Here is a 26,121-nt window from a genome sequence, read left to right as displayed (position 1 = left end):
CAAATTTCCCCGCGACCATTGCATGCAGACACATCTCTTCGTAAAATCCCGCGCTTCAGTGGCAAACTCCATTTTTATGCGTTTTGCCCTAATATTTATTCTTCTTATCACGTTTTAATCACTGGATATCGATGGAAAAGAAACTGGGACTGAGCGCACTCACCGCGCTGGTATTAAGCTCAATGCTGGGCGCGGGTGTTTTCAGTCTGCCGCAAAATATGGCGGCAGTTGCCAGCCCGGCAGCACTGCTCATCGGCTGGGGCATTACTGGCGCTGGCATTTTATTGCTGGCCTTTGCCATGCTGATCCTCACGCGCATTCGTCCCGAACTTGACGGCGGTATCTTTACCTATGCCCGCGAAGGGTTTGGCGAGCTAATCGGCTTTTGTTCCGCATGGGGATACTGGCTGTGCGCAGTCATCGCCAACGTCTCCTATCTGGTGATCGTTTTTTCCGCGTTAAGCTTTTTTACGGACACGCCGGAATTGCGCCTGTTTGGCGATGGTAATACCTGGCAATCGATCCTCGGTGCATCGGCTTTATTGTGGATTGTTCACTTTTTGATCCTGCGCGGAGTGCAAACCGCTGCCAGCATTAACCTGGTGGCGACACTGGCAAAATTGTTGCCGCTGGGTCTGTTTGTTGTGCTGGCGATGATGATGTTCAAACTGGATACCTTCAAGCTCGACTTCACCGGACTTGCACTTGGCGTACCCGTTTGGGAACAGGTGAAAAACACCATGCTGATCACCCTGTGGGTTTTCATTGGTGTGGAAGGTGCCGTGGTTGTTTCTGCGCGTGCGCGTAATAAACGTGATGTTGGCAAAGCGACACTGCTGGCGGTTCTCTCCGCTCTGGGCGTTTACTTGCTGGTAACGCTGCTTTCGCTGGGCGTGGTGGCACGTCCTGAACTGGCTGAAATTCGTAACCCGTCAATGGCCGGTCTGATGGTGGAAATGATGGGACCGTGGGGCGAAATCATCATCGCTGCCGGTTTGATCGTTTCCGTTTGCGGCGCGTACTTAAGCTGGACCATCATGGCGGCAGAAGTTCCGTTCCTGGCTGCCACTCATAAAGCATTCCCGCGCATTTTTGCGCGCCAGAACGCACAAGCTGCGCCATCCGCCTCACTGTGGTTGACCAACATCTGCGTGCAAATTTGTCTGGTACTCATCTGGCTGACCGGTTCCGATTACAACACGTTGCTGACCATCGCCTCAGAAATGATTCTGGTGCCCTATTTCCTGGTCGGCGCGTTCTTGCTGAAAATCGCAACCCGTCCACTGCATAAAGCGGTAGGTGTCGGTGCCTGCATTTATGGCTTATGGTTATTGTACGCCTCTGGTCCAATGCACTTGCTGTTATCCGTTGTTCTGTATGCGCCGGGGCTGCTGGTTTTCCTGTATGCGCGTAAAACGCATACACATGATAACGTACTGAACCGCCAGGAAATGGTGCTAATTGGCATGCTGTTAATTGCCTCAGTTCCGGCGACCTGGATGCTGGTGGGATAACGTTCATCCCATCGTTGGATAGCAAAGGAGATAACGATGGGTAAAGCCCAGCCCTTGCCAATATTAATTACTGGCGGAGGTCGTCGCATCGGCCTCGCACTCGCCTGGCATTTCATTAATCAAAAGCAACCGGTGATTGTCAGCTATCGGACGCACTATCCAGCCATTGATGGACTGATTAAGGCAGGTGCGCAGTGTATTCAGGCTGATTTTTCGACCAACGACGGTGTGATGGCGTTTGCCGATGAAGTACTAAAAAGCACCCATGGTCTGCGTGCTATTTTGCATAACGCCAGCGCGTGGATGGCGGAAAAACCGGGAGCGCCACTGACCGACGTACTGGCTTGCATGATGCAGATCCACGTTAATACCCCATACCTGCTCAACCATGCGCTGGAAAGATTACTGCGTGGGCACGGACACGCCGCCAGTGATATCATTCACTTTACCGATTATGTGGTGGAGCGCGGTAGCGACAAACATATTGCCTATGCTGCAAGCAAGGCGGCACTGGATAATATGACCCGCTCGTTTGCCCGCAAGCTGGCACCGGAAGTGAAAGTGAATTCTATTGCGCCATCGCTGATCCTGTTTAATGAGCATGATGATGCCGAATATCGACAACAGGCGCTGAATAAATCACTGATGAAAACCGCGCCTGGCGAGAAAGAAGTGATCGACCTGGTCGATTACTTACTTACCAGCTGCTTTGTCACCGGACGCAGTTTCCCTCTTGATGGCGGTCGTCATCTGCGTTAATGCAGCTTAATCCAGCATATAATCAACACCCATGCGCTTATCCCCCAGCATGCAACAGAACCAACAAAAGCGGCGGGCAAGCGCATCATTCCGGTGAAATACCACAGCGACGCCAGGTAAACAAAATAGGGAATAATCGACCACATGCTAAAAATGATGGTTGCGCGTAAGGCTTCAATGCCGCGTTCGCTGGCAACAATATAATGCGCGATGAGCGCAAAGGTCGGGAAAAGTGGAATCAGCCCGGCGATATAATAATTTTTCGTTTTTGCTAAAACACCAATCAACAGCACTACCAGCGCACCGAGCGCGGCTTTGATTACCAGCCCCATCTTTTTACCTTAACACCTCCATAACAAGTCATCAGTAGAATACCTGATGAAAGCTTGTTTAGAAACGATTGATAGTAAGTAAAAACAGCGCGGTGTATTGTGACGTTTTTATATCTACCGTGAATGTTATGAACACTATCGTATTTGTGGAAGATGATGCGGAAGTCGGTTCACTGATTGCCGCGTACCTGGCAAAACATGATATGCAGGTTACCGTAGAGCCGCGCGGCGACCAGGCCGAAGAAACCATTTTGCGAGAAAATCCGGATTTGGTGTTACTCGATATCATGCTACCAGGCAAGGACGGCATGACCATTTGTCGTGATTTACGCGCAAAGTGGTCCGGACCGATTGTTCTTCTAACCTCTCTCGATAGCGATATGAACCACATCCTGGCACTGGAAATGGGTGCCTGCGACTATATTCTCAAAACGACGCCCCCTGCTGTTTTGTTAGCGCGTTTACGTTTGCATTTGCGTCAGAATGAGCAAGCCACACTGAGCAAAGGTCTTCAGGAAACGTCTCTGACTCCCTACAAAGCCCTGCATTTCGGCACGTTGACCATCGATCCTATCAACCGCGTAGTCACCCTGGCTAACACTGAAATCTCGCTCTCGACAGCTGATTTCGAATTATTGTGGGAATTAGCTACCCATGCTGGGCAAATCATGGACCGCGATGCATTGCTGAAAAATTTACGTGGCGTCAGTTATGACGGACTGGATCGTAGCGTGGACGTGGCTATTTCGCGGTTAAGAAAAAAACTGCTCGATAACGCCGCAGAACCTTATCGCATTAAAACTGTGCGTAACAAAGGCTATCTTTTTGCGCCTCATGCATGGGAATAAGCGATGAAAAAACTGTTTATCCAGTTTTACCTGTTATTGTTTGTCTGCTTCCTTGTGATGTCTCTGCTGGTCGGGCTGGTGTACAAATTTACCGCCGAACGCGCGGGCAAACAGTCGCTGGATGATTTGATGAACAGTTCGCTGTATCTGATGCGTAGCGAATTGCGTGAGATCCCCCCACACGACTGGGGTAAGACGCTGAAAGAGATGGATTTAAATCTCTCTTTCGATCTGCGTGTCGAGCCACTGAGTAAATACCATCTGGATGATATTTCCATGCACCGGCTGCGTGGCGGCGAAATTGTCGCTCTGGACGATCAGTACACCTTTTTGCAACGTATCCCGCGCAGCCACTACGTGCTGGCAGTTGGTCCTGTTCCTTATCTTTATTACCTCCATCAGATGCGATTACTGGATATCGCCCTGATCGCTTTTATTGCCATTTCCCTCGCCTTTCCGGTGTTTATCTGGATGCGTCCGCACTGGCAGGATATGTTAAAACTGGAAGCAGCGGCGCAACGATTTGGCGATGGGCATCTCAGTGAGCGTATCCACTTTGATGAGGGTTCGAGCTTTGAACGACTTGGCGTCGCATTTAACCAGATGGCGGACAATATCAACGCCTTGATTGCCAGCAAAAAACAGCTTATCGACGGAATCGCTCACGAACTGCGAACGCCGTTAGTGCGCTTGCGTTATCGACTGGAGATGAGTGATAACCTGAGCGCCGCCGAATCCCAGGCATTGAATCGCGATATCAGTCAACTTGAAGCTTTAATTGAAGAGCTACTGACTTATGCCCGACTCGATCGCCCACAAAACGAGCTTCATCTTAGCGAACCAGACCTGCCGTTGTGGCTGTCAACGCATCTGGCAGACATTCAGGCAGTAACACCCGATAAAACGGTACGGATTAAAACGCTCGCGCAAGGCCATTATGCGGCGTTGGATATGCGCTTAATGGAGCGTGTGCTGGATAATTTGCTCAATAACGCCCTGCGCTACTGCCATTCAACGGTTGAAACCAGCCTGCTACTGTCGGGGAATAGAGCGACATTAATTGTTGAGGATGATGGCCCAGGGATTGCCCCAGAAAACCGCGAACATATCTTTGAACCTTTTGTTCGCCTCGATCCCAGCCGGGATCGCTCAACCGGCGGCTGCGGGCTGGGGTTGGCGATTGTCCACTCTATAGCACTGGCAATGGGCGGTACGGTTAATTGTGACACCAGCGAACTGGGTGGTGCCCGCTTCTCGTTTAGTTGGCCGTTATGGCATAACATCCCGCAATTTACCTCTGCCTGACACTACGCGCACGGTGGTCAAGTCACCACCATTGTGCTATAAAATAAGGATGTTGTAACTAAAGTGGTTAATATTATGGCGCGTTACGATCTCGTAGACCGACTCAACACTACTTTTCGCCAGATGGAACAAGAGCTGGCTGCATTTGCCGCTCATCTTGAGCAACACAAGCTATTGGTTGCCCGCGTGTTCTCTTTGCCGGAGGTAAAAAAAGAGGATGAGCATAATCCGCTTAATCGTATTGAGGTAAAACAACATCTCGGCAACGACGCGCAGTCGCTGGCGTTGCGTCATTTCCGCCATTTATTTATTCAACAACAGTCCGAAAATCGCAGCAGCAAGGCCGCTGTTCGTCTACCTGGCGTGTTGTGTTACCAGGTCGATAACCTTTCGCAAGCAGCGTTGGTCAGTCATATTCAGCGCATCAATCAACTCAAAACTACGTTCGAGCATATCGTCACGGTTGAGTCAGAACTCCCCACAGCGGCGCGTTTTGAATGGGTGCATCGTCATTTGCCGGGGCTGATCACCCTTAATGCTTACCGAACGCTCACTGTTCTGCACGACCCCGCCACTTTACGTTTTGGCTGGGCCAATAAACATATCATTAAGAATTTGCATCGTGATGAAGTCCTGGCACAGCTGGAAAAAAGCCTGAAATCACCGCGCAGTGTCGCACCGTGGACGCGCGAGGAGTGGCAAAGAAAACTGGAGAGAGAGTATCAGGATATTGCTACCCTGCCACAGGACGCGAAGTTAAAAATCAAACGTCCGGTGAAGGTGCAGCCGATTGCCCGCGTCTGGTACAAAGGAGATCAAAAACAAGTACAATACGCTTGCCCTACACCGCTTATTGCGCTGATTAATCGGGATAATGGCGCGGGCGTGCCGGACGTTGGGGAGTTGTTAAATTACGATGCCGACAATGTGCAACACCGTTATAAACCACAGGCGCAGCCGCTTCGTTTGATCATTCCACGGCTGCACCTGTATGTTGCAGATTAACGCCCGGCTTTCATACTGCCGACCATCTGTTCTGGCCGTACCCAGCTGTCAAACTCGGCTTCGCTAAGATACCCCAGCGCAAGGGCCGCAGCTTTTAAGGTCAGCCCTTCTTTATGCGCTTTTTTGGCGATCTCGGCGGCTTTGTCATAACCAATGTGGGTGTTAAGCGCAGTCACCAGCATCAGCGATTCATTGAGTAATTGATTGATTCGCTCACGATTCGGTTCAATGCCCACTGCGCAGTGTTTGTTGAAACTTTCCATGCCATCTGCCAGCAAGCGCACCGATTGCAGGAAATTGTGGATCACCATCGGACGGAAGACGTTCAGTTCAAAGTTACCGGAAGCGCCCCCCATGTTGATCGCCACGTCGTTCCCCATCACCTGACAGCAGAGCATGGTTAATGCCTCACACTGGGTTGGGTTCACTTTCCCCGGCATGATTGAGCTGCCCGGCTCATTTTCCGGGATTGAGATTTCACCAATTCCGCAGCGCGGGCCTGAGGCCAGCCAGCGGACATCATTGGCAATTTTCATCAGTGACGCAGCCAACCCTTTCAACGCGCCGTGCGCCTGAACCAGGGCATCACAGGTCGCCAGCGCTTCAAATTTGTTCGGCGCAGTAACAAACGGTGCGCAGGTAATGACTGCCAGTTCATCTGCCACGCGACGCGCATACTCCGGATGGGTATTTAGTCCAGTACCCACCGCTGTACCGCCAAGAGCCAGTTCCGCTACATGCGGCAGGCTGTATTCGATATGTTTGAGATTATGCTCCAGCATCGCTACCCAGCCGGAAATCTCCTGCCCCAGTGTTAGCGGCGTGGCATCCTGCAAGTGGGTACGACCAATTTTGACGATATCGGCAAATGCGCGCGATTTCTCATTCAGCGTCTGTGTCAGGGTTTTAAGCTGCGGAATGAGTTGCTTGCGCAGCGCTAGCAGCGCCGCAACGTGCATCGCCGTCGGAAAGACATCGTTGGAACTTTGGCTTTTGTTCACGTCGTCGTTAGGGTGAACTTTACGTTCCATCCCGCGCACGCCGCCGAGTAATTCACTGGCCCGGTTAGCCAGCACTTCGTTCATGTTCATGTTACTTTGCGTGCCGGAGCCGGTCTGCCAGATTGCCAGCGGGAATTCGTCGTCATGCTGTCCTGCCAGTACTTCATCCGCCGCCTGCCGAATGGCGCTCGCTTTCTCTTCAGACAACAAGCCTAAATCTTCATTAACTTTTGCCGCTGCGCGCTTGGTTAGCGCCAGCGCATGAATCAGTGAGGTGGGCATTTTCTCCGTCGAAATGCGGAAATGCTCCAGCGAGCGTTGAGTTTGTGCGCCCCACAGCTTATCTGCCGGGACATCAATCGCCCCCATCGAATCTTTTTCGCTGCGTACTGTATTCATGGCCTGCTCCTCACCTGATTAAATTTTTCTTTCTGTTTTGCTTTCGTTAAGCAACTTTTAGCTCACTCATTATTTACTATTTGATAACAAATGTTTGGTCTTTCGTGCCATGTAAAAAAACCGCCCCGAAGGGCGGCTCTGTTTATTTCACACAGCGGGTGCACTGTGTGAGTTGTATCTGCTGGAAGAAGTCATTTCCTTTATCATCCACAAGGATAAACGCCGGGAAATCTTCCACTTCAATTTTCCAGATGGCTTCCATTCCCAGTTCCGGATATTCAACACATTCCAGGCTCTTAATGCTTCCCTGCGCCAATACAGCTGCCGGACCACCGATACTACCGAGGTAGAAACCGCCGTGTTTTTTACAGGCATCCGTCACCTGCTGGCTGCGGTTGCCTTTCGCCAGCATGATCATACTTCCGCCCTGCGCTTGCAGTTGATCGACATAAGAATCCATCCGTCCGGCGGTCGTTGGGCCAAGAGAACCGGAGGCATAACCTTCCGGCGTTTTGGCCGGACCCGCATAGTAAATCGGATGATCTTTGATGTACTGCGGCAGCCCTTCACCGTTATCCATCCGCTCTTTCAGTTTGGCGTGAGCAATATCACGACCGACGATAATCGTGCCGTTAAGCGATAAGCGTGTAGAAACGGGGTACTGCGACAACTGTGCGAGGATCTCTTTCATCGGACGGTTAAGGTCAACGCGCACCGCTTCGCCTTCTCCCGTTTTGCGCAGCTCTTCCGGAATATATTTGCCTGGATTATGTTCCAGTTTTTCGATCCAGATCCCCTGACGGTTGATCTTCGCTTTGATATTACGGTCAGCGGAACAGGAGACGCCCATTCCGACCGGGCAGGATGCGCCGTGACGTGGCAGGCGAATCACGCGGATGTCGTGAGCGAAGTATTTACCACCAAACTGCGCACCCAGACCAAGATTTTGCGCTTCGATCAGCAATTCTTTTTCCAGTTCCACATCGCGGAACGCCTGACCGTGCTCATTCCCTTCCGTTGGCAATTCATCATAGTATTTAGCGGAAGCCAGTTTCACCGTTTTAAGGTTCGTTTCCGCAGAAGTTCCACCAATCACAAATGCAATATGATAGGGAGGACAGGCCGCCGTACCCAGCGTGCGCATCTTCTCAACCAGGTAATTTTTCAGTTTCCCCGGCGTTAGTAACGCTTTGGTTTCCTGATAGAGATACGTCTTGTTTGCCGAACCGCCACCTTTGGCGATACAGAGGAATTTGTACTCGTCGCCATCAACGGCATAAAGATCGATCTGCGCTGGTAGATTGGTGCCGGTATTCACCTCTTTATACATATCCAGCGGCGCGTTTTGCGAGTAGCGCAGATTATCTTCGATATAAGTGTTATAGACACCGCGTGCCAGCGCCGCTTCATCACCGCCACCGGTCCATACACGCTGCCCTTTTTTACCAACAATAATCGCGGTGCCGGTATCCTGACAGGTTGGCAGAACGCCTTTCGCCGCGATGTCGGAGTTGCGCAGGAATTGCAGCGCCACATATTTATCATTTTCGCTGGCTTCCGGGTCACGCAGAATGTCGGCCACCTGTTGTTGGTGAGCCGGACGCAGCATAAATGACGCATCATGAAACGCCTGACGCGCCAACAAAGTTAACGCTTCGGGTGCGACTTTCAAAATCTCCTGCCCTTCAAATTCAGATACGCTAACGTGTTCGCTGGTTAGCAGGTAATACTCAGTATCATCTTTTTTGAGTGGAAAAGGAGCCTGATAATGAAAGGGTTTGTTTGACATTGTTCTCTCACTTACTGCCTGGTTTGGTTATGCTCTGGGCGGGTGTTCCGTTGCCCTGTTAAAAGCGAGTAACAATATCCTACACACTTTTTTAACAAAAACTGAGACTAGTACGACTTTTTGCGGCTCCAGGTTACTTCCCGTAGGATTCTTGCTTTAATAGCGGGATTAATTTCCACATTAAAACAGGGATTGATCATGCAAAAACTCATTAACTCAGTGCAAAACTATGCCTGGGGCAGCAAAACGGCGTTGACTGAACTTTATGGTATGGAAAATCCGTCCAGCCAGCCGATGGCCGAGCTGTGGATGGGCGCACATCCGAAAAGCAGTTCACGGGTGCAGAATGCCGCCGGAGATATCGTTTCACTGCGTGATGTGATTGAGAGTGATAAATCGACTCTGCTCGGAGAGGCCGTTGCCAAACGCTTTGGCGAACTGCCTTTCCTGTTCAAAGTATTATGCGCAGCACAGCCGCTCTCCATTCAGGTTCATCCAAACAAACGCAATTCTGAAATCGGTTTTGCCAAAGAAAATGCCGCAGGTATTCCGATGGATGCCGCCGAGCGTAACTATAAAGATCCTAACCACAAGCCGGAGCTGGTTTTTGCGCTGACGCCTTTCCTTGCGATGAACGCGTTTCGTGAATTTTCCGAGATTGTCTCCCTACTCCAGCCAGTCGCAGGTGCACATCCGGCGATTGCTCACTTTTTACAACAGCCTGATGCCGAACGTTTAAGCGAACTGTTCGCCAGCCTGCTGAATATGCAGGGGGAAGAAAAATTCCGCGCGCTGGCGATTTTAAAATCGGCGCTCGACAGTCAGCAGGGTGAACCGTGGCAAACGATTCGTTTAATTTCTGAATTTTACCCGGATGACAGCGGTCTGTTCTCCCCGCTGTTGCTGAATGTGGTGAAATTGAATCCTGGCGAAGCGATGTTCCTGTTCGCTGAAACGCCGCACGCTTACCTGCAAGGCGTAGCGCTGGAAGTGATGGCGAACTCCGATAATGTGCTGCGTGCGGGTCTGACGCCTAAATATATTGATATTCCGGAACTGGTTGCCAATGTGAAGTTCGAAGCCAAACCGGCTAACCAGTTGTTGACCCAGCCGGTGAAACAAGGTGCAGAACTGGACTTCCCGATTCCTGTTGATGATTTTGCCTTCTCGCTGCATGACCTTAGTGATAAAGAAACCACCATCAGCCAGCAGAGTGCCGCCATTTTGTTCTGCGTCGAAGGCGATGCAACGCTGTGGAAAGGTTCTCAGCAGTTACAGCTTAAACCGGGTGAATCAGCGTTTATTGCCGCCAACGAATCACCGGTGACTGTCAAAGGCCACGGCCGTTTAGCGCGTGTTTACAACAAGCTGTAAGAGCTTACTGAAAAAATTAACATCTCTTGCTAAGCTTATTAAAGGCTTATAACACCTTCAGGCGGCCAGTCCGCCTGATTTCATTTTATGGATAATCATTATGAATAAATCGCTGGTAGCGGTAGGCGTCATTGTTGCGCTAGGCGTAGTCTGGACAGGCGGCGCATGGTATACAGGCAAGAAGATTGAAACCCATCTCGAAGACATGGTCGCGCAGGCGAACGCGCAACTCAAACTGACCGCTCCTGAATCCAACCTGGAAGTCAGTTATCAAAACTATCATCGCGGCGTATTCAGCAGCCAGTTGCAACTGTTGGTGAAACCCATTGCCGGGAAAGAAAATCCGTGGATTAAAAGCGGTCAGAGCGTCATCTTCAACGAATCGGTTGATCATGGTCCCTTCCCCCTTGCCCAGCTAAAAAAACTGAACCTGATCCCGTCGATGGCATCAATTCAAACCACGCTGGTTAATAACGAAGTTAGCAAGCCACTGTTTGATATGGCAAAAGGTGAAACGCCTTTTGAGATTAACTCCCGCATTGGTTACAGCGGAGATTCCAGTTCCGATATTTCGCTCAAGCCGCTGAATTACGAGCAAAAGGATGAAAAAGTCGCCTTTAGCGGCGGCGAGTTCCAGTTAAATGCGGACAGAGACGGCAAAGCTATCTCCCTTTCCGGGGAGGCGCAAAGTGGTCGGATAGACGCAGTTAACGAATACAACCAGAAAGTGCAGTTGACCTTTAATAATCTGAAAACCGACGGTTCCAGCACGCTGGCAAGTTTTGGTGAGCGCGTAGGAAACCAAAAACTGTCACTGGAAAAAATGACCATTTCAGTGGAAGGCAAAGAACTGGCACTGCTGGAAGGCATGGAGATCAGCGGTAAATCGGATCTGGTCAATGACGGTAAAACGATCAATAGCCAACTGGATTACTCGCTAAACAGCCTGAAGGTACAGAATCAGGATCTGGGCAGTGGCAAGCTGACTCTAAAAGTCGGCCAAATTGATGGCGAAGCCTGGCATCAGTTTAGCCAGCAATATAACGCGCAAACTCAGGCGCTGCTGGCACAGCCAGAAATTGCCAACAATCCCGAACTTTATCAGGAGAAAGTGACGGAAGCCTTCTTTAGCGCCCTGCCGCTGCTGCTGAAAGGCGATCCGGTGATTACTATCGCGCCACTAAGCTGGAAAAACAGTCAGGGTGAAAGTGCGCTGAATCTGTCGCTGTTCCTGAAAGATCCGGCAACGACTAAAGAAGCGCCGCAAACGCTGGCGCAGGAAGTAGACCGTTCGGTTAAATCTCTGGATGCGAAACTGACCATTCCGGTGGATATGGCAACTGAGTTGATGACTCAGGTAGCGAAGCTGGAAGGTTATCAGGAAGATCAAGCGAAAAAACTGGCGAAACAGCAAGTTGAAGGTGCGTCAGCAATGGGGCAGATGTTCCGTCTGACCACCTTGCAGGACAATACCATCACCACCAGCCTGCAATATGCTAACGGTCAGATCACGTTAAACGGGCAGAAAATGCCACTGGAAGATTTTGTTGGGATGTTTGCGATGCCGGCATTAAACGTTCCGGCTGTACCCGCTATTCCGCAGCAGTAATTCACAGCCAAAACGCCGGAGATTTTTCTCTCCGGCATTTTTTTCTTACTTCAGCATAAAGTCATACTGAATACTCATTTTCACATCCCAGTAATTCAGGTGATCGCCCAGTGTACTGCCATCTCGCTTTTCCCGCCCTGTATCGGCAGCAAGAAAGAAATTCATCCCTTGTAACGGCCCTTCGCTGACCCGATAGTTCATACCACCTAAGATACCCGCGCCTTCAATCCGCACATCTCGTTTACTGGATTCATAGCCGCGAGTCACAATCGGTGCAAATGTCAGTGTAAATTGCGGCGTTAAACGATAGTTGACGCCCAATTGCCAGGACTGCATTCCTTCACGGTTACGATCAAGACTTAATGAAAAGGGATAGCCAATGTCGGTATCCACCACGGCACCATTCATTGCATGGCGCAAATAACCACCACTGCCAAATACGCTTCCCCACAGCGCATTCCAGGTCAATTGTCCACTAACCAACGCCGTTTCATTGGGCTGGCTGGTATTACGACTTAAACCTTCGAGTTGCGCGTAAAAACCGAGCAACTCCCCTTTCAACGTATAATTCGGGTCGAGCGGTATGCTTTTCTCGAGAATACTTTGTATCTGATTGGAAACATCTTTCTGTACCGATGCCCCCAGAGAATAGCGACTGGTATCATCATGCCAACTGGCGGCTAAAAAAGAACGTGCGCGATGTTTATCGTATTTTCCCGTCTGGCTGTTATACACCCCTTCATCACGAATACCGGTTGTTGAATCGGTCCATAAAAATACTCGTGAACGCCACATTCCCCACAGATCAATATTTGGCGTTAAAGCCCAATAACCTAATGCTCCTTCAGAAACTGTCGGTAATGTTCGTTGCGAACTGCCAGCCATTAACGGAATACGATAAGGTAAGCTACCATAACTATAATCCGTCCCGAAGCGACCTAATTTAAGCAGACTACTTTCACTGGGTTTTATTTTTACTGCCCCTAGGGCAAAGCCAAAACTTTTATCACCATCAAGATACCACCGGGTACTCATATCAGCACGAGCACCTAATTTATAAACATAATACGCCCCGCCTTCAACACCAATAATATTGGAATAATAACCACTATTGAAATCGAGCAATCCTCCCTGTACCCATGCGTAAATATCTCTTCCCGCGCCAGCACTGGGCTTATCAGCCCTGCGCAATTCGTTTTTCAGTCTGATGCGTAGTCCCGCTTCATCGTCAGCCAGTTGCGCCGCGTAAGCAGAGGTAAGGCCAGAGGCAGCCGTCAGGCAAATAACGGCCATGGCCACTATTTTTCTCATAGTTGCACCTTTGATGTTCTGATTATTTTTATTGAATATTAATTAGTGATATCGCTGATTAATTGCTGCTGCATTTTTTTACGATTATCAATTTCAACCACAATTTCTTTGAATTTTTTATCCGTGAGCGGATAAAACCAGATAATGACGAATGCCAGTAGCATAAATCCGCAAGGTACTAAGGCAATTGATGTGCGGATGCCCATAATAACTTCCGGCGTTTGCACCTGATTGGCAATATATCCGCTTAATCCCAAAATAAAGGCAGGAATTGAACCTCCGATTGCCTGACCGCATTTACGGGTAAATGAGAATAGTGAATAGGTGAGCCCTTCTATTCGCACGCCGGTCAGGTATTCACCGTATTCTACAGTATCAGCTTCCAGTGCCCACATCACGGTCATGGTAACGCCCTGACCAATTGAAGCGATGGCCAACGCAACCAACGCCACCGGCAGTGACCAGACCGAAACCCAAAAGAACAGCAGATAACCGCAGGTTCCCAGCAAAGCGCCAATCAGGAAGGTATTCTTTTTACCGATCCTCGCGACCATCCCCGGCACCAGCGGTGCCGATGCCACAGTACCGACCAGGTTTTGCACCAGTACCAGCACAGTGAACAGCCCGGTATCATTTAACACATAGCGCACGTAGAACAACGACGAGGCGCTGACCGCGAAGGTCGAAATCAGCACACACAGCGCACCGATGCACAACATAAACAGCGGGCGATTCCGTTTCAGGGTTTGCAGACTGATCTTCAATGACGGCTGCGCCACGATACGTACCACATTCTCACGCGTCGATTTGAAGCAGATGAAGTAAAGCACCATTCCGGCAATCGCCAGCACAATCGTCCAGAAATGGTATACCGACACCATCTCTTCCGGACTGGAGTTCTTAATGCTCGGTCCTATCAGAAATGCCAGACAGACAAAGGTCAATGAAGCGGCAATCCCGCGAGCCGCGCCCAGACGGGCGCGGGATTGTGGTTGTTGGGTCATCGCGGTAGCAAGTGAACCATAAGGAATATTCACCAGGCTGTAGCAAAGCCCGAGGCCCATGTAGGTCAAATATGCATACACTACTTTGCTGCTATGGCTCCAGTCGGTCGGTACCCAGAATACCAGCACGCTGAAGATCATTAACGGCGCAGTACCAAAGAGTAAAAACGGGCGGAATTTTCCCCAGCGGGTATTCACACTGTCCACCACTCGTCCGGCAAAGACGTCGGCGAAGGCATCGAATACCCGCACCAGTAACAGCATGGTGCCCGCCGCAGCGGCACCGACGCCAGCGACGTCGGTGTAGTAACTCAACAGGAAGAGCGCCCCCATTGCGAAGGCGAAGTTATTGGCGACGTCACCGAGGCTGTAGCCGACGATGGTGCGCCAGGAGAGTTGTTGATTCATTGTTTGCCTCCCTGCTGCGGTTTTTCACCGAAGTTCATGCCAGTCCAGCGTTTTTGCAGCAGAAAAGCCGCCGACTTCGGTTTGCGGTCGCGGGTGAAGATCCCCTTCTTGTTACCGCCAACGCGCAATATGCCTTGCGAGGTCGCAAAATCGGCGAAATTCCATACCTGTTCACCGACGACGGCGCTGACGCGATCAAAGACGCGGTGATACATATCCAGCCATGCACACTGATACTCTTCACTCCACATGTCGGTGTACATTGAGTGCAGCCCGGCTAACGTATCCACGCCGTATTCGGTGATGATAATCGGCTGATGCAGTTTCTCCTGCCAGGCCAGCAGTTCTTTTTCCAGTACCTTCTCTGCCGTTTCCAAATCGCCGCTTTGGACATACCAACCGTAATAACGGTTCAGGCACAGCACATCAAAGAGATCGCTGATGGTATCGGTGTGAGCGTCGCAGAACATTACATTGACACAGGTGATCGGACGCGTCGGGTCGAGTTTACGCGTTGCTTCCGCCAGTGGCGCGAAATATTCCCGTGCACCTTGCGGACGGGTATCCGGTTCGTTGGCAATACTCCACATCACCACGCTTGGGTGGTTTTTGTCACGCGCAATCAGCTCTTTAATCGCCTGTAAGTGCGCCTGCTGGGTTTCTCCGTTGACTGCCTCTTCGCTGTACAGTTCTTTCGGCTTGTTGCCCGCTTCGAAACCAATGCCTAAAGAGAGGTTAAAGCCGACAGCTGCAGTTTCATCAATCACCACGATGCCATGTTCATCTGCCCAGTCGAGCATCTCTTCAGCGTAAGGGTAATGCGAGGTACGGTAGGAGTTGGCCCCAATCCAGTCCATTAATGCGTGATCGTGCACCATCAACACGTTATCGAATCCTTTGCCGCGCAAATCCGCATCTTCATGACGACCAAAGCCAGTAAAGTAGAACGGTTTGTGGTTGATCAGGAACTGTTCGCCCTTCACTGCTACTGACCGGATGCCGACGCGCAGCGGGTAGAAATCACACTCTGTCTGGCTTTTGGCTGTGACGCATAGTTCATAGAGATAACCTTCACCCGGTTGCCAGAGGTGCGGATTCACCACTTGCAAAGTCCCGCTGGTACCTTGTCCAGTTGCAACCACCTGCTGATCCGCATCACGCAGTTCAACGCTGACATCACCATTTGCTACCACCTGCCAGTCAACAGACGCGTGGTTACAGTCTTGCGCGACATGCGTCACCACGGTGATATCGTCCACCCAGGTGTTCGGCGTGGTGTAGAGCATTACGCTGCGATGGATCCCGGCATAGTTAAAGAAATCATGGAAGTAAGACTGCTTTTTCTTGCCGTTTTCATCGGTAATCACCATTCCCGGCGGGATAGTCTGCCAGTTCAGTTCATTGTTCACACAAACGGTGATACGTACACTTTTCCCGGCAATAACATACGGCGTGACATCGGCTTCAAATGGCGTATAGCCGCCCTGATGCTCCATCACTTCCTGATTATTTACCCACACTTTGCCGTAATGAGTGACCGCATCGAAACGCAGCACGATACGCTGGCCTGCCCAACCTTTCGGTATAAAGACTTCGCGCTGATACCAGACGTTGCCCACATAATTACGAATATCTGCATCGGCGAACTGATCGTTAAAACTGCCCGGCACAGCAATTGCCCGGCTTTCTTGTAACGCGCTTTCCCACCAACGCTGATCAATTCCACAGTTTTCGCGATCCAGACTGAATGCCCACAGGCCGTCGAGTTTTTTGATTTCACGGGTTGGGGTTTCTACAGGACGTAACATAAGGGACTCCTCATTAAGATAAAAATACTGGTCAACCTTTAATCTGATTAGTTAACCAATTCTGTGTTGCACACAGTTATCTGTGAGAAACCCATGGAAGAGAAATGGAAATAAAAAGAACTGACACCGCGATCAAAAAACCAAAAACTGCAATACCCACAGCGTGATATAGATCGCATTAATCTTTAAAACAGCGTTGACATAAGCCACAAAATAAGCAATCGAACGTTCGTTCGAGCATATTGGGAACGATAAACTCTCATGACATATGGCTACGGTGAATATTTAGGGGGGAATTCTCCGAACCCAGGAAGGATATTTTTTGCACAGAGAAATTACGATATGAAACGCGGGCTCAGTTGTCACCAGCCCGCGGAAAGAGAGAGAGGATCAGGATGCGGTTAAGATACCGCCAATCATCGCGCGTAATCCCTGAGCAAACGACGCTTCACGCGCCAGATCTTCCGCTTCGATATCGGCCAGTACACCGTAGGTCAGATCCAGCAGTAAACGTGAAGTCATTGCCGTGTTGATGTCTGGGCTTATCTCGCCTTTTTGCTGGGCATCACGCATCCGCTGGGCAACAAATTCCGTGATCGTCATATGTTTATTTTTAAGCATGGCGGCGACCTGTGGGTTACGCATCCCTTCCGCCATAATTTCGACCACCAGCGCCCGTTGTCCAAAGGCTTCATGGGTGAGAGAGACAATAGACTCGACCATATAGTCAACGAAATGAATCCCTTCAATCGGTTCCCGGAAACGGGCCAGCGCCCTCTCCTGGTCTTGTAAGATAATCGCCTGAATCAAGGCTTCTTTGGAGATGAAATGGTGATAGAGTGTCCCGGGACTAATGGCGCAAGATTTACAGATGGCTTTCATCGAGGCACTGTGAAATCCATTTTCTGAAAAAATCTCTCTGGCAGCATTGAGGATCCGGGTCCGTGTCGGTTGTGCTTCAGTCTGCATGTTATCCATCATTAAACCATTATAGTTAGCGTGAATAACTAGTTTACCGCGTTGTCAGGTGAGCGCCTATCATTGCTGTTGAATAGTGCGAAGGCACACTCTATTCGTATACTTTTCACCCAGCTATTGGTTAACCAATAGCCGTGATTTGGCTGCCAGTTGTTTCGCAGAGACGTTGATGAATTACACACGCTATCCCGGTAAACAACACATACGGCTGTTTACCGGTTCGTTAGTGTATTAATTGAGCTCCTGTACCCCACCACCGGAGACGGTGAGAATTTGTCCGCTTACCCAGCTGGCTGCAGGCGAGCAAAGGAACAGCGCCGCGTTAGCAATATCTTGCGGTTGGCCCAGACGTCTGATCGGCGTGTGCTGTAACATTTTTTGTTCAATTTCTGGTGTAATAACGGATTTCAGGGCATCGGTTAATATTGCCCCCGGCGCAATGCCATTCACCCGAATATTTTTTTCACCCAGGTCAAACGCCATATTTCTGACCAGATGACTGGCCGCAGCTTTAGATGATGCATAAGAAGTCATGTTTATATTTTTATTTTCTGCCGCCATAGAAGTGATGGTCAGAATAACGCCACCGCCATTTTTTTCCATTTCTGGCGCAACAAGTTGTGACAGATGGAAAAAAGAAAACACATTCAGTTCATAAGCACGGCGAAAATCCGCCATTGGCATATCAAACGGTTTAGGACCACCGCCACCGGCGTTGTTAACCAGAATATCAACTTTACCCAGCTTACTGACGGCAAAGTCTGCCAGTGCAGAGAGTTCCTGTTCGGAAGTAATATCACAACGGCAGGCAAATGCCTGACCACCCAGTTGTTGAATTTCATCTACAACATGGTTAGCTGCGTCGGCGTTAATATCACTGACCACCACAGATGCGCCAGCTGTCGCGAATGTAATGGCAATTTCTTTACCAATACCTGCACCGGCACCTGTGATGATGGCACATTTTCCGTCGAGTCTCAGGTTGTCAGAATTAAACACATAAACCTCCTGTGAACTTCAGTAAAAATAAAAGGCACCGCCTGTGTGCCACATTTTTTATCATTAACCTTGAGGAAAGGACACTACCAGGTATAGCAGATAAAGAGAGGATTATTTCGCCGCAATGAGCCGGGCGGGAATAATAAGATTACGTGAATGCGTCTCTTCATGGGTGATTTTTTGCATCATGCGATCCGCAAGTGTGGTACCAAGTTCCCGCGCTGGCGTGCTGGCCCAGGTAACAGGTATATCATCAAGTGTGGTTGGTGTCGCATCAGTAAATGCCGCCAGCGAAACCTGTTGCTCAAAGTAACGATCGACTCCGCTTTCCCCGCTTTGCCGCCCTGCTTTCAGCAAACCAAACCATGCCCCCATCGCAATAGTTTCGTTATAGCAAACCACGGCACTGATGGTCAGGTTATGACGTAAAAGCGCCGTGATAGCTTCCGCGGCTTGCTTCTGGCTGGAAGTGCACTCCAGCACCCAATCACTGTGAAACGGCAGGCCAAATTTTAGTAGAGTTGCACAATAGCCCCCCACCCGTTCTGCCCGGGTTAATGAGGAACTTTGCCCTCCCAGCCAGGCGATACGCTGATGCCCATTGCGAATGAGATGCTCCGTCAACAACTGTGCAGCCTGCATGTTATCCGGGCGAACCGTATCAACATCATCAAGATAACTGGCACGGGAAGCGAAAATCACCGGGATAGCTTTTTCTTCTGCCATCCGTCGCAGGTCATCGCTGCTTCCTGCAGCCCCGGCAATTACCACACCATCGACCCCCTGATTCAGTAACAGTGAAAACCGCTGTGCCAACTGCTCGCCGTCTTTACCGCCGTGAAGCAAAAAAACCATCCGTCCCTGCGCTTCCAGAGCTTCCGTCAATCCGGCCGTTAATTCGGCGTAAAACGGCGCAGATAAATCACGGACGATCAAACCAATGACGCCGCTTTGCCCGCCGCGCAGCGCCGACGCCTGACGATTGCGCACAAATCCCAGCTCTTCAATGGCGGCGTTAACGCGTTCTCCTGTGGCGGTAGAGATTCGCCCTTTGCCACTTAGCACCAGCGAAACGGTACTTACCGACACGCCCGCAGCCAGCGCAACATCATGAATGGTTATTTTTTTGGCGGTAGCCATGCAGATGACCTACTCCCTGATTATGTGACAGATAAAACGTTTTACCTTTTATTTATCTTATACCCGCTATTATCGTTGCGTAATGTGATTTATGCCTCACTAAAATTTGATAAAACGTTTTATCTTCTCGCGCAATTTACTGAATCCAGATTGTTCTCTACGAGGAGTCGTTTTATGACGGCGAAAACAGCACCGAAAGTCACGCTGTGGGAGTTCTTCCAGCAGCTAGGCAAAACCTTCATGTTACCCGTGGCATTATTGTCGTTCTGCGGCATTATGCTCGGCATTGGTAGTTCTCTTAGCAGCCATGATGTCATCACCCTAATCCCGGTCCTGGGCAACCCCGTGTTGCAGGCTATCTTTACCTGGATGAGTAAGATTGGTTCGTTTGCTTTTAGTTTCCTGCCAGTCATGTTCTGCATCGCCATCCCGCTGGGCCTGGCACGCGAAAACAAAGGCGTAGCGGCATTCGCTGGCTTCGTCGGTTATGCGGTAATGAACCTCGCGGTAAACTTCTGGTTGACCAATAAAGGCATTCTGCCAACCACGGACGCCGCGGTTCTGAAAGCCAATAACATTCAGAGCATTCTTGGGATCCAGTCGATCGACACCGGGATCCTCGGTGCAGTGATCGCCGGTATTATCGTCTGGATGCTGCATGAACGTTTCCATAATATCCGCCTGCCGGATGCGCTGGCATTCTTCGGCGGTACGCGCTTCGTACCAATCATCTCCTCGCTGGTGATGGGCCTTGTCGGCCTGGTGATTCCATTAGTCTGGCCGATTTTCGCCATGGGTATTAGCGGCCTGGGCCATATGATCAACAGCGCGGGTGATTTCGGACCGATGCTGTTTGGTACCGGTGAACGTCTGCTATTGCCGTTTGGTCTGCATCACATTCTGGTGGCATTAATTCGCTTTACCGACGCAGGCGGCACGCAGGAAGTCTGCGGTCAAACCGTCAGCGGCGCACTGACCATCTTCCAGGCGCAATTGAGTTGCCCGACCACTCACGGTTTTTCTGAAAGCGCCACGCGTTTCCTTTCGCAAGGTAAAATGCCTGCGTTTCTCGGCGGTCTGCCAGGTGCAGCGTTAGCTATGTATCACTGCGCGCGCCCGGAAAATCGCCATAAAATTAAAGGTCTGCTGATTTCTGGCCTGATCGCCTGCGTCGTTGGCGGCACGACCGAACCGCTGGAATTCCTGTTCCTGTTCGTAGCGCCAGTTCTGTATGTCATTCACGCGCTGTTAACCGGCCTCGGCTTCACCGTCATGTCTGTGCTCGGCGTCACCATCGGTAATACCGACGGCAATATCATCGACTTCGTGGTGTTCGGTATTTTGCATGGTCTGTCAACCAAGTGGTACATGGTGCCAGTGGTGGCGGCAATCTGGTTTGTCGTTTACTACGTCATCTTCCGTTTCGCTATCACCCGCTTCAATCTGAAAACCCCGGGGCGCGATAGCGAAGTTGCCAGCTCAATCGAAAAAGCCGTTGCCGGTGCGCCGGGTAAATCAGGTTACAACGTTCCGGCAATCCTCGAAGCCTTAGGCGGTGCCGACAATATTGTCAGCCTCGATAACTGCATTACCCGTCTGCGTTTGTCTGTGAAAGATATGTCGCTTGTTAATGTGCAGGCACTGAAGGACAATCGGGCAATTGGCGTAGTACAACTTAATCAACATAACCTGCAGGTTGTTATCGGGCCACAAGTTCAGTCAGTAAAAGATGAAATGGCCGGTCTGATGCATACTGTCCAGGCATAAGGATAAGATATGTTCGATTTTTCAAAGGTCGTGGATCGTCATGGCACATGGTGTACGCAGTGGGATTATGTCGCTGACCGTTTCGGCACTGCTGACCTGTTACCGTTCACGATTTCAGACATGGATTTTGCCACTGCCCCCTGCATTATCGAGGCGCTGAATCAGCGCCTGATGCACGGCGTGTTTGGCTACAGCCGCTGGAAAAACGATGAGTTTCTCGCGGCTATTGCCCACTGGTTTTCCACCCAGCATTACACCGCAATTGATACGCAGTCGGTAGTGTATGGCCCTTCTGTTATCTACATGGTCTCGGAACTGATTCGTCAGTGGTCTGAAAAAGGTGAAGGCGTGGTGATCCACACACCCGCCTATGACGCATTTTACAAGGCCATTGAAGGTAACCAGCGCACAGTAATGCCCGTCGCTTTAGAGAAGCGGGCTGACGGCTGGTTTTGCGATATGGGCAAGCTGGAAGCCGTGTTGGCGAAACCAGAATGTAAAATTATGCTCCTGTGTAGCCCACAGAATCCTACCGGGAAAGTGTGGACGTGCGATGAACTGGAGATCATGGCTGACCTGTGCGAGCGTCATGGTGTGCGGGTTATTTCCGATGAAATCCATATGGATATGGTTTGGGGCGAGCAGCCGCATATTCCCTGGAGTAATGTGGCGCGCGGAGACTGGGCATTGCTAACGTCGGGATCGAAAAGTTTCAATATTCCCGCCCTGACCGGTGCTTACGGGATTATAGAAAATTGCAGCAGCCGTGATGCCTATTTATCGGCACTGAAAGGACGTGATGGCCTTTCTTCCCCTTCAGTACTGGCGTTAACTGCCCATATCGCCGCCTATCAGCAAGGCGCGCCGTGGCTGGATGCCTTACGCGTCTATCTGAAAGATAACCTGACGTATATCGCAGATAAAATGAACGCCGCGTTCCCTGAACTCAACTGGCAGATCCCGCAATCCACTTATCTGGCCTGGCTTGATCTACGTCCGTTGAATATTGACGACAACGCGTTGCAAAAAGCGCTTATCGAGCAAGAGAAGGTCGCGATCATGCCGGGGTATACCTACGGTGAAGAAGGTCGTGGTTTTGTCCGTCTCAATGCCGGCTGCCCACGTTCGAAACTGGAAAAGGGTGTTGCTGGATTAATTAACGCCATCCGCGCTGTTCGTTAACCCCAATTGCGCAACGTAAAAAATCGTTGCGCAATCGTGGATTTTTACCCTGCTTTGTTTTTATAATGGTGCGCACTTTTATATCCAGAAAAAGAGTGCGACCATGATTGATACCACCCTGCCATTAACTGATATCCATCGCCACCTTGATGGCAACATTCGTCCCCAGACCATTCTTGAACTTGGCCGCCAGTATAATATCTCGCTTCCTGCACAATCCCTGGAAACACTGATTCCCCACGTTCAGGTCATTGCCAACGAACCCGATCTGGTGAGCTTTCTGACCAAACTTGACTGGGGCGTTAAAGTTCTCGCCTCTCTTGATGCCTGTCGCCGCGTGGCATTTGAAAACATTGAAGATGCATCCCGTAACGGCCTGCACTATGTCGAGCTGCGTTTTTCACCGGGCTACATGGCAATGGCTCATCAGCTGCCTGTAGCGGGTGTTGTCGAAGCGGTGATCGATGGCGTATGTGAAGGTTGCCGTACCTTTGGTGTGCAGGCGAAGCTTATCGGCATTATGAGCCGGACCTTCGGTGAAGCCGCCTGTCAGCAAGAGCTGGAGGCCTTTTTAGCCCATCGTGACCAGATTACCGCACTTGATTTAGCCGGTGATGAACTTGGTTTCCCGGGAAGTCTGTTCCTTTCTCACTTCAACCGCGCGCGTGATGCGGGCTGGCATATTACCGTCCATGCAGGCGAAGCTGCCGGGCCGGAAAGCATCTGGCAGGCGATTCGTGAACTGGGGGCGGAACGTATTGGACATGGCGTAAAAGCCATTGAAGATCGGGCGCTGATGGATTTTCTCGCCGAGCAGCAAATTGGTATTGAATCCTGTCTGACCTCCAATATTCAGACCAGCACCGTGGCAGAGCTGGCGGCACATCCGCTGAAAACGTTCCTTGAGCATGGCATTCGTGCCAGCATTAACACTGACGATCCCGGCGTACAGGGAGTGGATATCATTCACGAATATACCGTTGCCGCGCCGGCTGCTGGGTTATCCCGCGAGCAAATCCGCCAGGCGCAGATTAATGGTCTGGAAATGGCTTTCCTCAGCGCAGAGGAAAAACGCGCACTGCGAGAAAAAGTCGCTGCGAAGTAACAAAAATGGATGGTGCTAATTGCACCATCCTCTTTTCACGCAAGGCACAGCGTCGCGCGATGTTTGGCGGATTCGATGCCCAGCTCAATCAACTCCATTACCTGGATTGCCTGACTTGCCGGAACCGGATTTTCACCATCGCCATTTAACGCATCACGAATAGCCGCATAGTAAGCCGGATAATTCCCTGGTACTGTCAACAGCGTTTCTTCGACACGTTCCTCACCTTCCACGCGGGTAAGTACGCCATCACGCATATCGTAGCCCCAGTCTTCCTGCGGCAGACGCTCGCCATTTTTCAGACGTTCTTCCTGTGGATCGAGGCCATATTTCACATAACTGCCTCGGGATCCATGCACGATATAACGTGCTGACTCAGCGGCTGCCAGCATGGTGCCGTGTAAAATGACTCGCCGCTGCGGATAGGACAAGATGGCGTGGAAATAATCAGTCGACTGCGCTCCGGGCCGTAACTGTGCCAAATCTACCGTCATGCTAACCGGTAAACCAAATAGCGTAATGGCCTGATCAAGAAGATGCGGTGCTAAATCGTACCAGATACCGCTGCCAGGGCCGCCCTGTTCACGCCAACGATCGCGCACCTGCGGACGGAAGCGGTCAAAATGAGACTCAAAGTAAGCAACTTCACCCAGTACGCCTTCCGCGAGCAAACCTTTTAGCGTCAGGAAATCGCTATCCCAGCGACGGTTATGGAATACAGACAGCACACGCCCCAGGCTTTTTGCCAGCGCTTCCAGCTCTCGCGCTTGTGACAGTGTCACGGTAAAGGGTTTATCAACGACCACATGTTTACCCGCCTCAAGCGCCGCTTTGGCTAACGGGAAATGGGTATCGTTGGGTGTAGGAATGACAATCAGGTCTATGTTGGGATCGTTAAACAGATGCTTCGGCTCAGAGACAACCGTAACCGTTGGCCAGTCGGCTTTTACTTTTGTTTCATTGCTGCTGGAGATTACCGCCAGTTCCAGCCCGGGCGTGCCCGCAATCAGGGGCGCATGGAAGGTTTTGCTCGCATAACCATACCCAATCAACCCAACACGGATGTTGTCGCTCATGTCATTGCCTCTCATTGAAGTATGATGGCTATTTGACACTATCCTTTACCCTCGCTCAACAGTTTAATAACCTGCCAGCAATAAGGGATGTTGTTTAACTTAAGTCAAAAAAATAGCGAATTTTCCAACGACAAAAGCTAAATATCGCAAAAACCTCAGTAAAAATCTTGCTGGAGCTATTATTGCTAAGTAACATTTACCCCCTGAAGTTAATGGATCAATCAACAGAGATGTGGGCTGTAATGAATCGTCTTATTGAATTAACAGGTTGGATCGTTCTTGTCGTTTCAGTCATTCTTCTTGGCGTGGCAAGTCACATTGACAACTATCAGCCACCTGAACAGAGTACTACGGTACAACACAAGTAAGCTCTGCGCTTGTAGAGCGACATGCTGCCCGTCCGGGTGCATGTTTTCACTTGTCGGATATTAAACCAGGAATTTATTATCTTGTTCGATGTTGTTGGTGATTGTCAGAGATAGTAAAGCGCGTTACTCTTTTCAGAGCAGTTTTTCATCCCTGAATATTTGCCATCAGCGCATTCTTATTATTGTAATAACACAAGCGTTCACTTTTGGTGAAATTTTATCATCACTAATAATACCTACCCCTTTGGTATTAATTATTTTATGGACCTTTTATGACTGTTCAGGACTACTTATTAAAATTTCGCAAAATCAGTTCACTCGAAAGTCTGGAAAAACTCTACGACCATCTTAATTACACCCTGACGGACGATCAGGAACTGATCAATATGTATCGTGCTGCCGATCACCGTCGCGCAGAGCTGGTTTCTGGCGGGCGTTTGTTTGACCTCGGCCAGGTACCGAAGTCCGTCTGGCACTATGTCCAATAAAGAAAGTAGCGATCGGTTATAAAAGCCTTATAATAACGCCCCTAAAATTAGATTTGCCTGTTTGCGCCGCTATTCTGGAGAACCTATGACCACCACAACGCCACAACGTATTGGAGGCTGGTTGCTTGGCCCATTGGCCTGGCTTTTAGTCGCTCTGTTAAGTACGACGCTGGCGTTGTTGCTGTATACCGCTGCGTTATCTTCTCCGCAAACATTTCAAACGCTCGGCGAACAAGCACTGACGACACAAATCTTATGGGGCGTTTCTTTTATTACCGCTATCGCCATGTGGTATTACACACTGTGGTTGACCATCGCTTTCTTTAAACGTCGGCGTTGTGTTCCTAAACACTATATTATCTGGCTGCTTATTTCCGTATTGCTGGCAGTAAAAGCGTTCGCTTTTTCACCCGTGGAAGATGGCATAGCCGTTCGCCAGTTACTGTTTACTTTGTTGGCAACCGCATTGATCGTCCCCTATTTTAAACGCTCGTCGCGGGTGAAAGCGACGTTTGTGAATCCGTAATAACCTTACAGTTAACCTGTTGTCGC

General features: G+C 50.2%; 23 protein-coding genes. 13 read left to right on the top strand and 10 right to left on the bottom strand.

The features are described from left to right. Positions 1–131 precede the first annotated feature (131 nt). Positions 132–1,514: an amino acid permease gene (locus ACJHXB_RS05885; RefSeq protein ID WP_000412370.1), complete on the top strand. Its 1,383-nt coding sequence runs from the start codon at positions 132–134 to the stop codon at positions 1,512–1,514. A 36-nt stretch (positions 1,515–1,550) separates the two neighbouring features. Beyond that, positions 1,551–2,273 (top strand): dihydromonapterin reductase, encoded by a 723-nt coding sequence (gene folM / locus ACJHXB_RS05880; protein WP_000513672.1) that lies wholly within the window; start codon positions 1,551–1,553, stop codon positions 2,271–2,273. Here folM and ACJHXB_RS05875 read toward each other — a convergent pair. Next, positions 2,270–2,605 (bottom strand): GlpM family protein, encoded by a 336-nt coding sequence (locus ACJHXB_RS05875; RefSeq protein WP_000524861.1) that lies wholly within the window; start codon positions 2,603–2,605, stop codon positions 2,270–2,272. The two genes, folM and ACJHXB_RS05875, sit on opposite strands and share 4 nt — an antisense overlap. 128 nt (positions 2,606–2,733) lie before the next feature. On the opposite strand from ACJHXB_RS05875, the gene rstA reads away from it, so the two are divergent. From rstA to tus, 3 genes are all read left to right on the top strand, one after another. Next, on the top strand, positions 2,734–3,453 hold the full coding sequence (gene rstA, locus ACJHXB_RS05870; protein WP_001092504.1) for a two-component system response regulator RstA: 720 nt from the start codon (positions 2,734–2,736) through the stop codon (positions 3,451–3,453). Between the two features lie 3 nt (positions 3,454–3,456). After that, positions 3,457–4,758, top strand: a complete 1,302-nt coding sequence (gene rstB / locus ACJHXB_RS05865) for a two-component system sensor histidine kinase RstB (RefSeq protein WP_000732519.1) — start codon at positions 3,457–3,459, stop codon at positions 4,756–4,758. Positions 4,759–4,833: 75 nt separating this feature from the next. After that, positions 4,834–5,763: a DNA replication terminus site-binding protein gene (tus, locus tag ACJHXB_RS05860; protein ID WP_001469165.1), complete on the top strand. Its 930-nt coding sequence runs from the start codon at positions 4,834–4,836 to the stop codon at positions 5,761–5,763. Here the strand turns inward: tus and fumC are convergent. Both fumC and fumB read right to left on the bottom strand, forming a co-directional pair. Further along, positions 5,760–7,163 (bottom strand): class II fumarate hydratase, encoded by a 1,404-nt coding sequence (gene fumC, locus ACJHXB_RS05855; protein ID WP_001099085.1) that lies wholly within the window; start codon positions 7,161–7,163, stop codon positions 5,760–5,762. The two genes, tus and fumC, sit on opposite strands and share 4 nt — an antisense overlap. Before the next feature lie 142 nt (positions 7,164–7,305). Continuing rightward, positions 7,306–8,952 carry a class I fumarate hydratase gene (gene fumB, locus ACJHXB_RS05850; protein ID WP_000066644.1) on the bottom strand — a complete coding sequence of 549 codons (1,647 nt, stop codon included), beginning with the start codon at positions 8,950–8,952 and terminating at the stop codon, positions 7,306–7,308. A 198-nt stretch (positions 8,953–9,150) separates the two neighbouring features. Between fumB and manA the strand changes: the two genes are divergently transcribed. Further along, positions 9,151–10,326, top strand: a complete 1,176-nt coding sequence (gene manA / locus ACJHXB_RS05845; protein WP_410233471.1) for a mannose-6-phosphate isomerase — start codon at positions 9,151–9,153, stop codon at positions 10,324–10,326. A gap of 100 nt (positions 10,327–10,426) precedes the next feature. Continuing rightward, complete coding sequence (locus tag ACJHXB_RS05840; protein WP_001043335.1) at positions 10,427–11,935, top strand: YdgA family protein; 1,509 nt, start codon at positions 10,427–10,429, stop codon at positions 11,933–11,935. A 45-nt stretch (positions 11,936–11,980) separates the two neighbouring features. Here the strand turns inward: ACJHXB_RS05840 and uidC are convergent, their stop codons facing one another. The 6 genes from uidC to malI form a co-directional block, all read right to left on the bottom strand. After that, positions 11,981–13,246: a glucuronide uptake porin UidC gene (gene uidC / locus ACJHXB_RS05835; RefSeq protein ID WP_410233470.1), complete on the bottom strand. Its 1,266-nt coding sequence runs from the start codon at positions 13,244–13,246 to the stop codon at positions 11,981–11,983. Between the two features lie 38 nt (positions 13,247–13,284). Continuing rightward, positions 13,285–14,658: a glucuronide transporter gene (gene uidB / locus ACJHXB_RS05830; RefSeq protein ID WP_001075890.1), complete on the bottom strand. Its 1,374-nt coding sequence runs from the start codon at positions 14,656–14,658 to the stop codon at positions 13,285–13,287. Beyond that, on the bottom strand, positions 14,655–16,466 hold the full coding sequence (gene uidA, locus ACJHXB_RS05825; protein WP_000945908.1) for a beta-glucuronidase: 1,812 nt from the start codon (positions 16,464–16,466) through the stop codon (positions 14,655–14,657). Before uidA ends, uidB begins: the two co-directional genes overlap by 4 nt. Before the next feature lie 390 nt (positions 16,467–16,856). Continuing rightward, entirely contained in the window at positions 16,857–17,447 is a 591-nt protein-coding gene (gene uidR, locus ACJHXB_RS05820) for a DNA-binding transcriptional regulator UidR (protein WP_000969092.1), read from the bottom strand. Positions 17,448–17,675: 228 nt separating this feature from the next. Further along, entirely contained in the window at positions 17,676–18,443 is a 768-nt protein-coding gene (gene hdhA / locus ACJHXB_RS05815) for a 7-alpha-hydroxysteroid dehydrogenase (protein ID WP_000483362.1), read from the bottom strand. Positions 18,444–18,554: 111 nt separating this feature from the next. After that, positions 18,555–19,583, bottom strand: coding sequence for a mal regulon transcriptional regulator MalI (gene malI / locus ACJHXB_RS05810; protein WP_000179509.1), 1,029 nt, complete (start codon positions 19,581–19,583; stop codon positions 18,555–18,557). A gap of 174 nt (positions 19,584–19,757) precedes the next feature. Here malI and malX point away from each other — a divergent pair, with 174 nt between their 5' ends. From malX to add, 3 genes are all read left to right on the top strand, one after another. Continuing rightward, the gene (gene malX / locus ACJHXB_RS05805; protein WP_000125609.1) at positions 19,758–21,350 is read left to right on the top strand and encodes a PTS maltose transporter subunit IICB; all 1,593 of its coding nucleotides are present in this window, start codon (positions 19,758–19,760) and stop codon (positions 21,348–21,350) included. Between the two features lie 9 nt (positions 21,351–21,359). After that, the gene (malY, locus tag ACJHXB_RS05800) at positions 21,360–22,532 is read left to right on the top strand and encodes a bifunctional maltose regulon transcriptional repressor/cystathionine beta-lyase MalY (RefSeq protein ID WP_000459388.1); all 1,173 of its coding nucleotides are present in this window, start codon (positions 21,360–21,362) and stop codon (positions 22,530–22,532) included. 103 nt (positions 22,533–22,635) lie between these two features. Further along, entirely contained in the window at positions 22,636–23,637 is a 1,002-nt protein-coding gene (gene add, locus ACJHXB_RS05795) for an adenosine deaminase (protein ID WP_000567521.1), read from the top strand. A 35-nt stretch (positions 23,638–23,672) separates the two neighbouring features. On the opposite strand, the gene ACJHXB_RS05790 is transcribed toward add, so the two are convergent. Continuing rightward, a complete protein-coding gene (locus tag ACJHXB_RS05790; RefSeq protein ID WP_001282546.1) occupies positions 23,673–24,713 on the bottom strand; it encodes an oxidoreductase in 1,041 nt (346 codons plus the stop codon). Positions 24,714–24,955: 242 nt separating this feature from the next. Here ACJHXB_RS05790 and blr point away from each other — a divergent pair, with 242 nt between their 5' ends. From blr to ACJHXB_RS05775, 3 genes are all read left to right on the top strand, one after another. Further along, positions 24,956–25,081 carry a division septum protein Blr gene (blr, locus tag ACJHXB_RS05785; protein WP_001296096.1) on the top strand — a complete coding sequence of 42 codons (126 nt, stop codon included), beginning with the start codon at positions 24,956–24,958 and terminating at the stop codon, positions 25,079–25,081. A 272-nt stretch (positions 25,082–25,353) separates the two neighbouring features. Further along, positions 25,354–25,569: a transcription modulator YdgT gene (ydgT, locus tag ACJHXB_RS05780; protein ID WP_000217950.1), complete on the top strand. Its 216-nt coding sequence runs from the start codon at positions 25,354–25,356 to the stop codon at positions 25,567–25,569. A gap of 85 nt (positions 25,570–25,654) precedes the next feature. Then, positions 25,655–26,095, top strand: coding sequence for a DUF2569 domain-containing protein (locus ACJHXB_RS05775; protein ID WP_001306099.1), 441 nt, complete (start codon positions 25,655–25,657; stop codon positions 26,093–26,095). The last annotated feature ends 26 nt before the right edge of the window (positions 26,096–26,121 follow it).

The sequence above is a fragment of the Escherichia sp. WS3227_2 genome (assembly GCF_046486495.1).
GTDB classification, from domain to species: Bacteria; Pseudomonadota; Gammaproteobacteria; order Enterobacterales; family Enterobacteriaceae; genus Escherichia; species Escherichia coli.
Note: the sequence above shows the minus strand (reverse complement) of the source record. Positions and strands in the feature narration are given on the sequence as shown.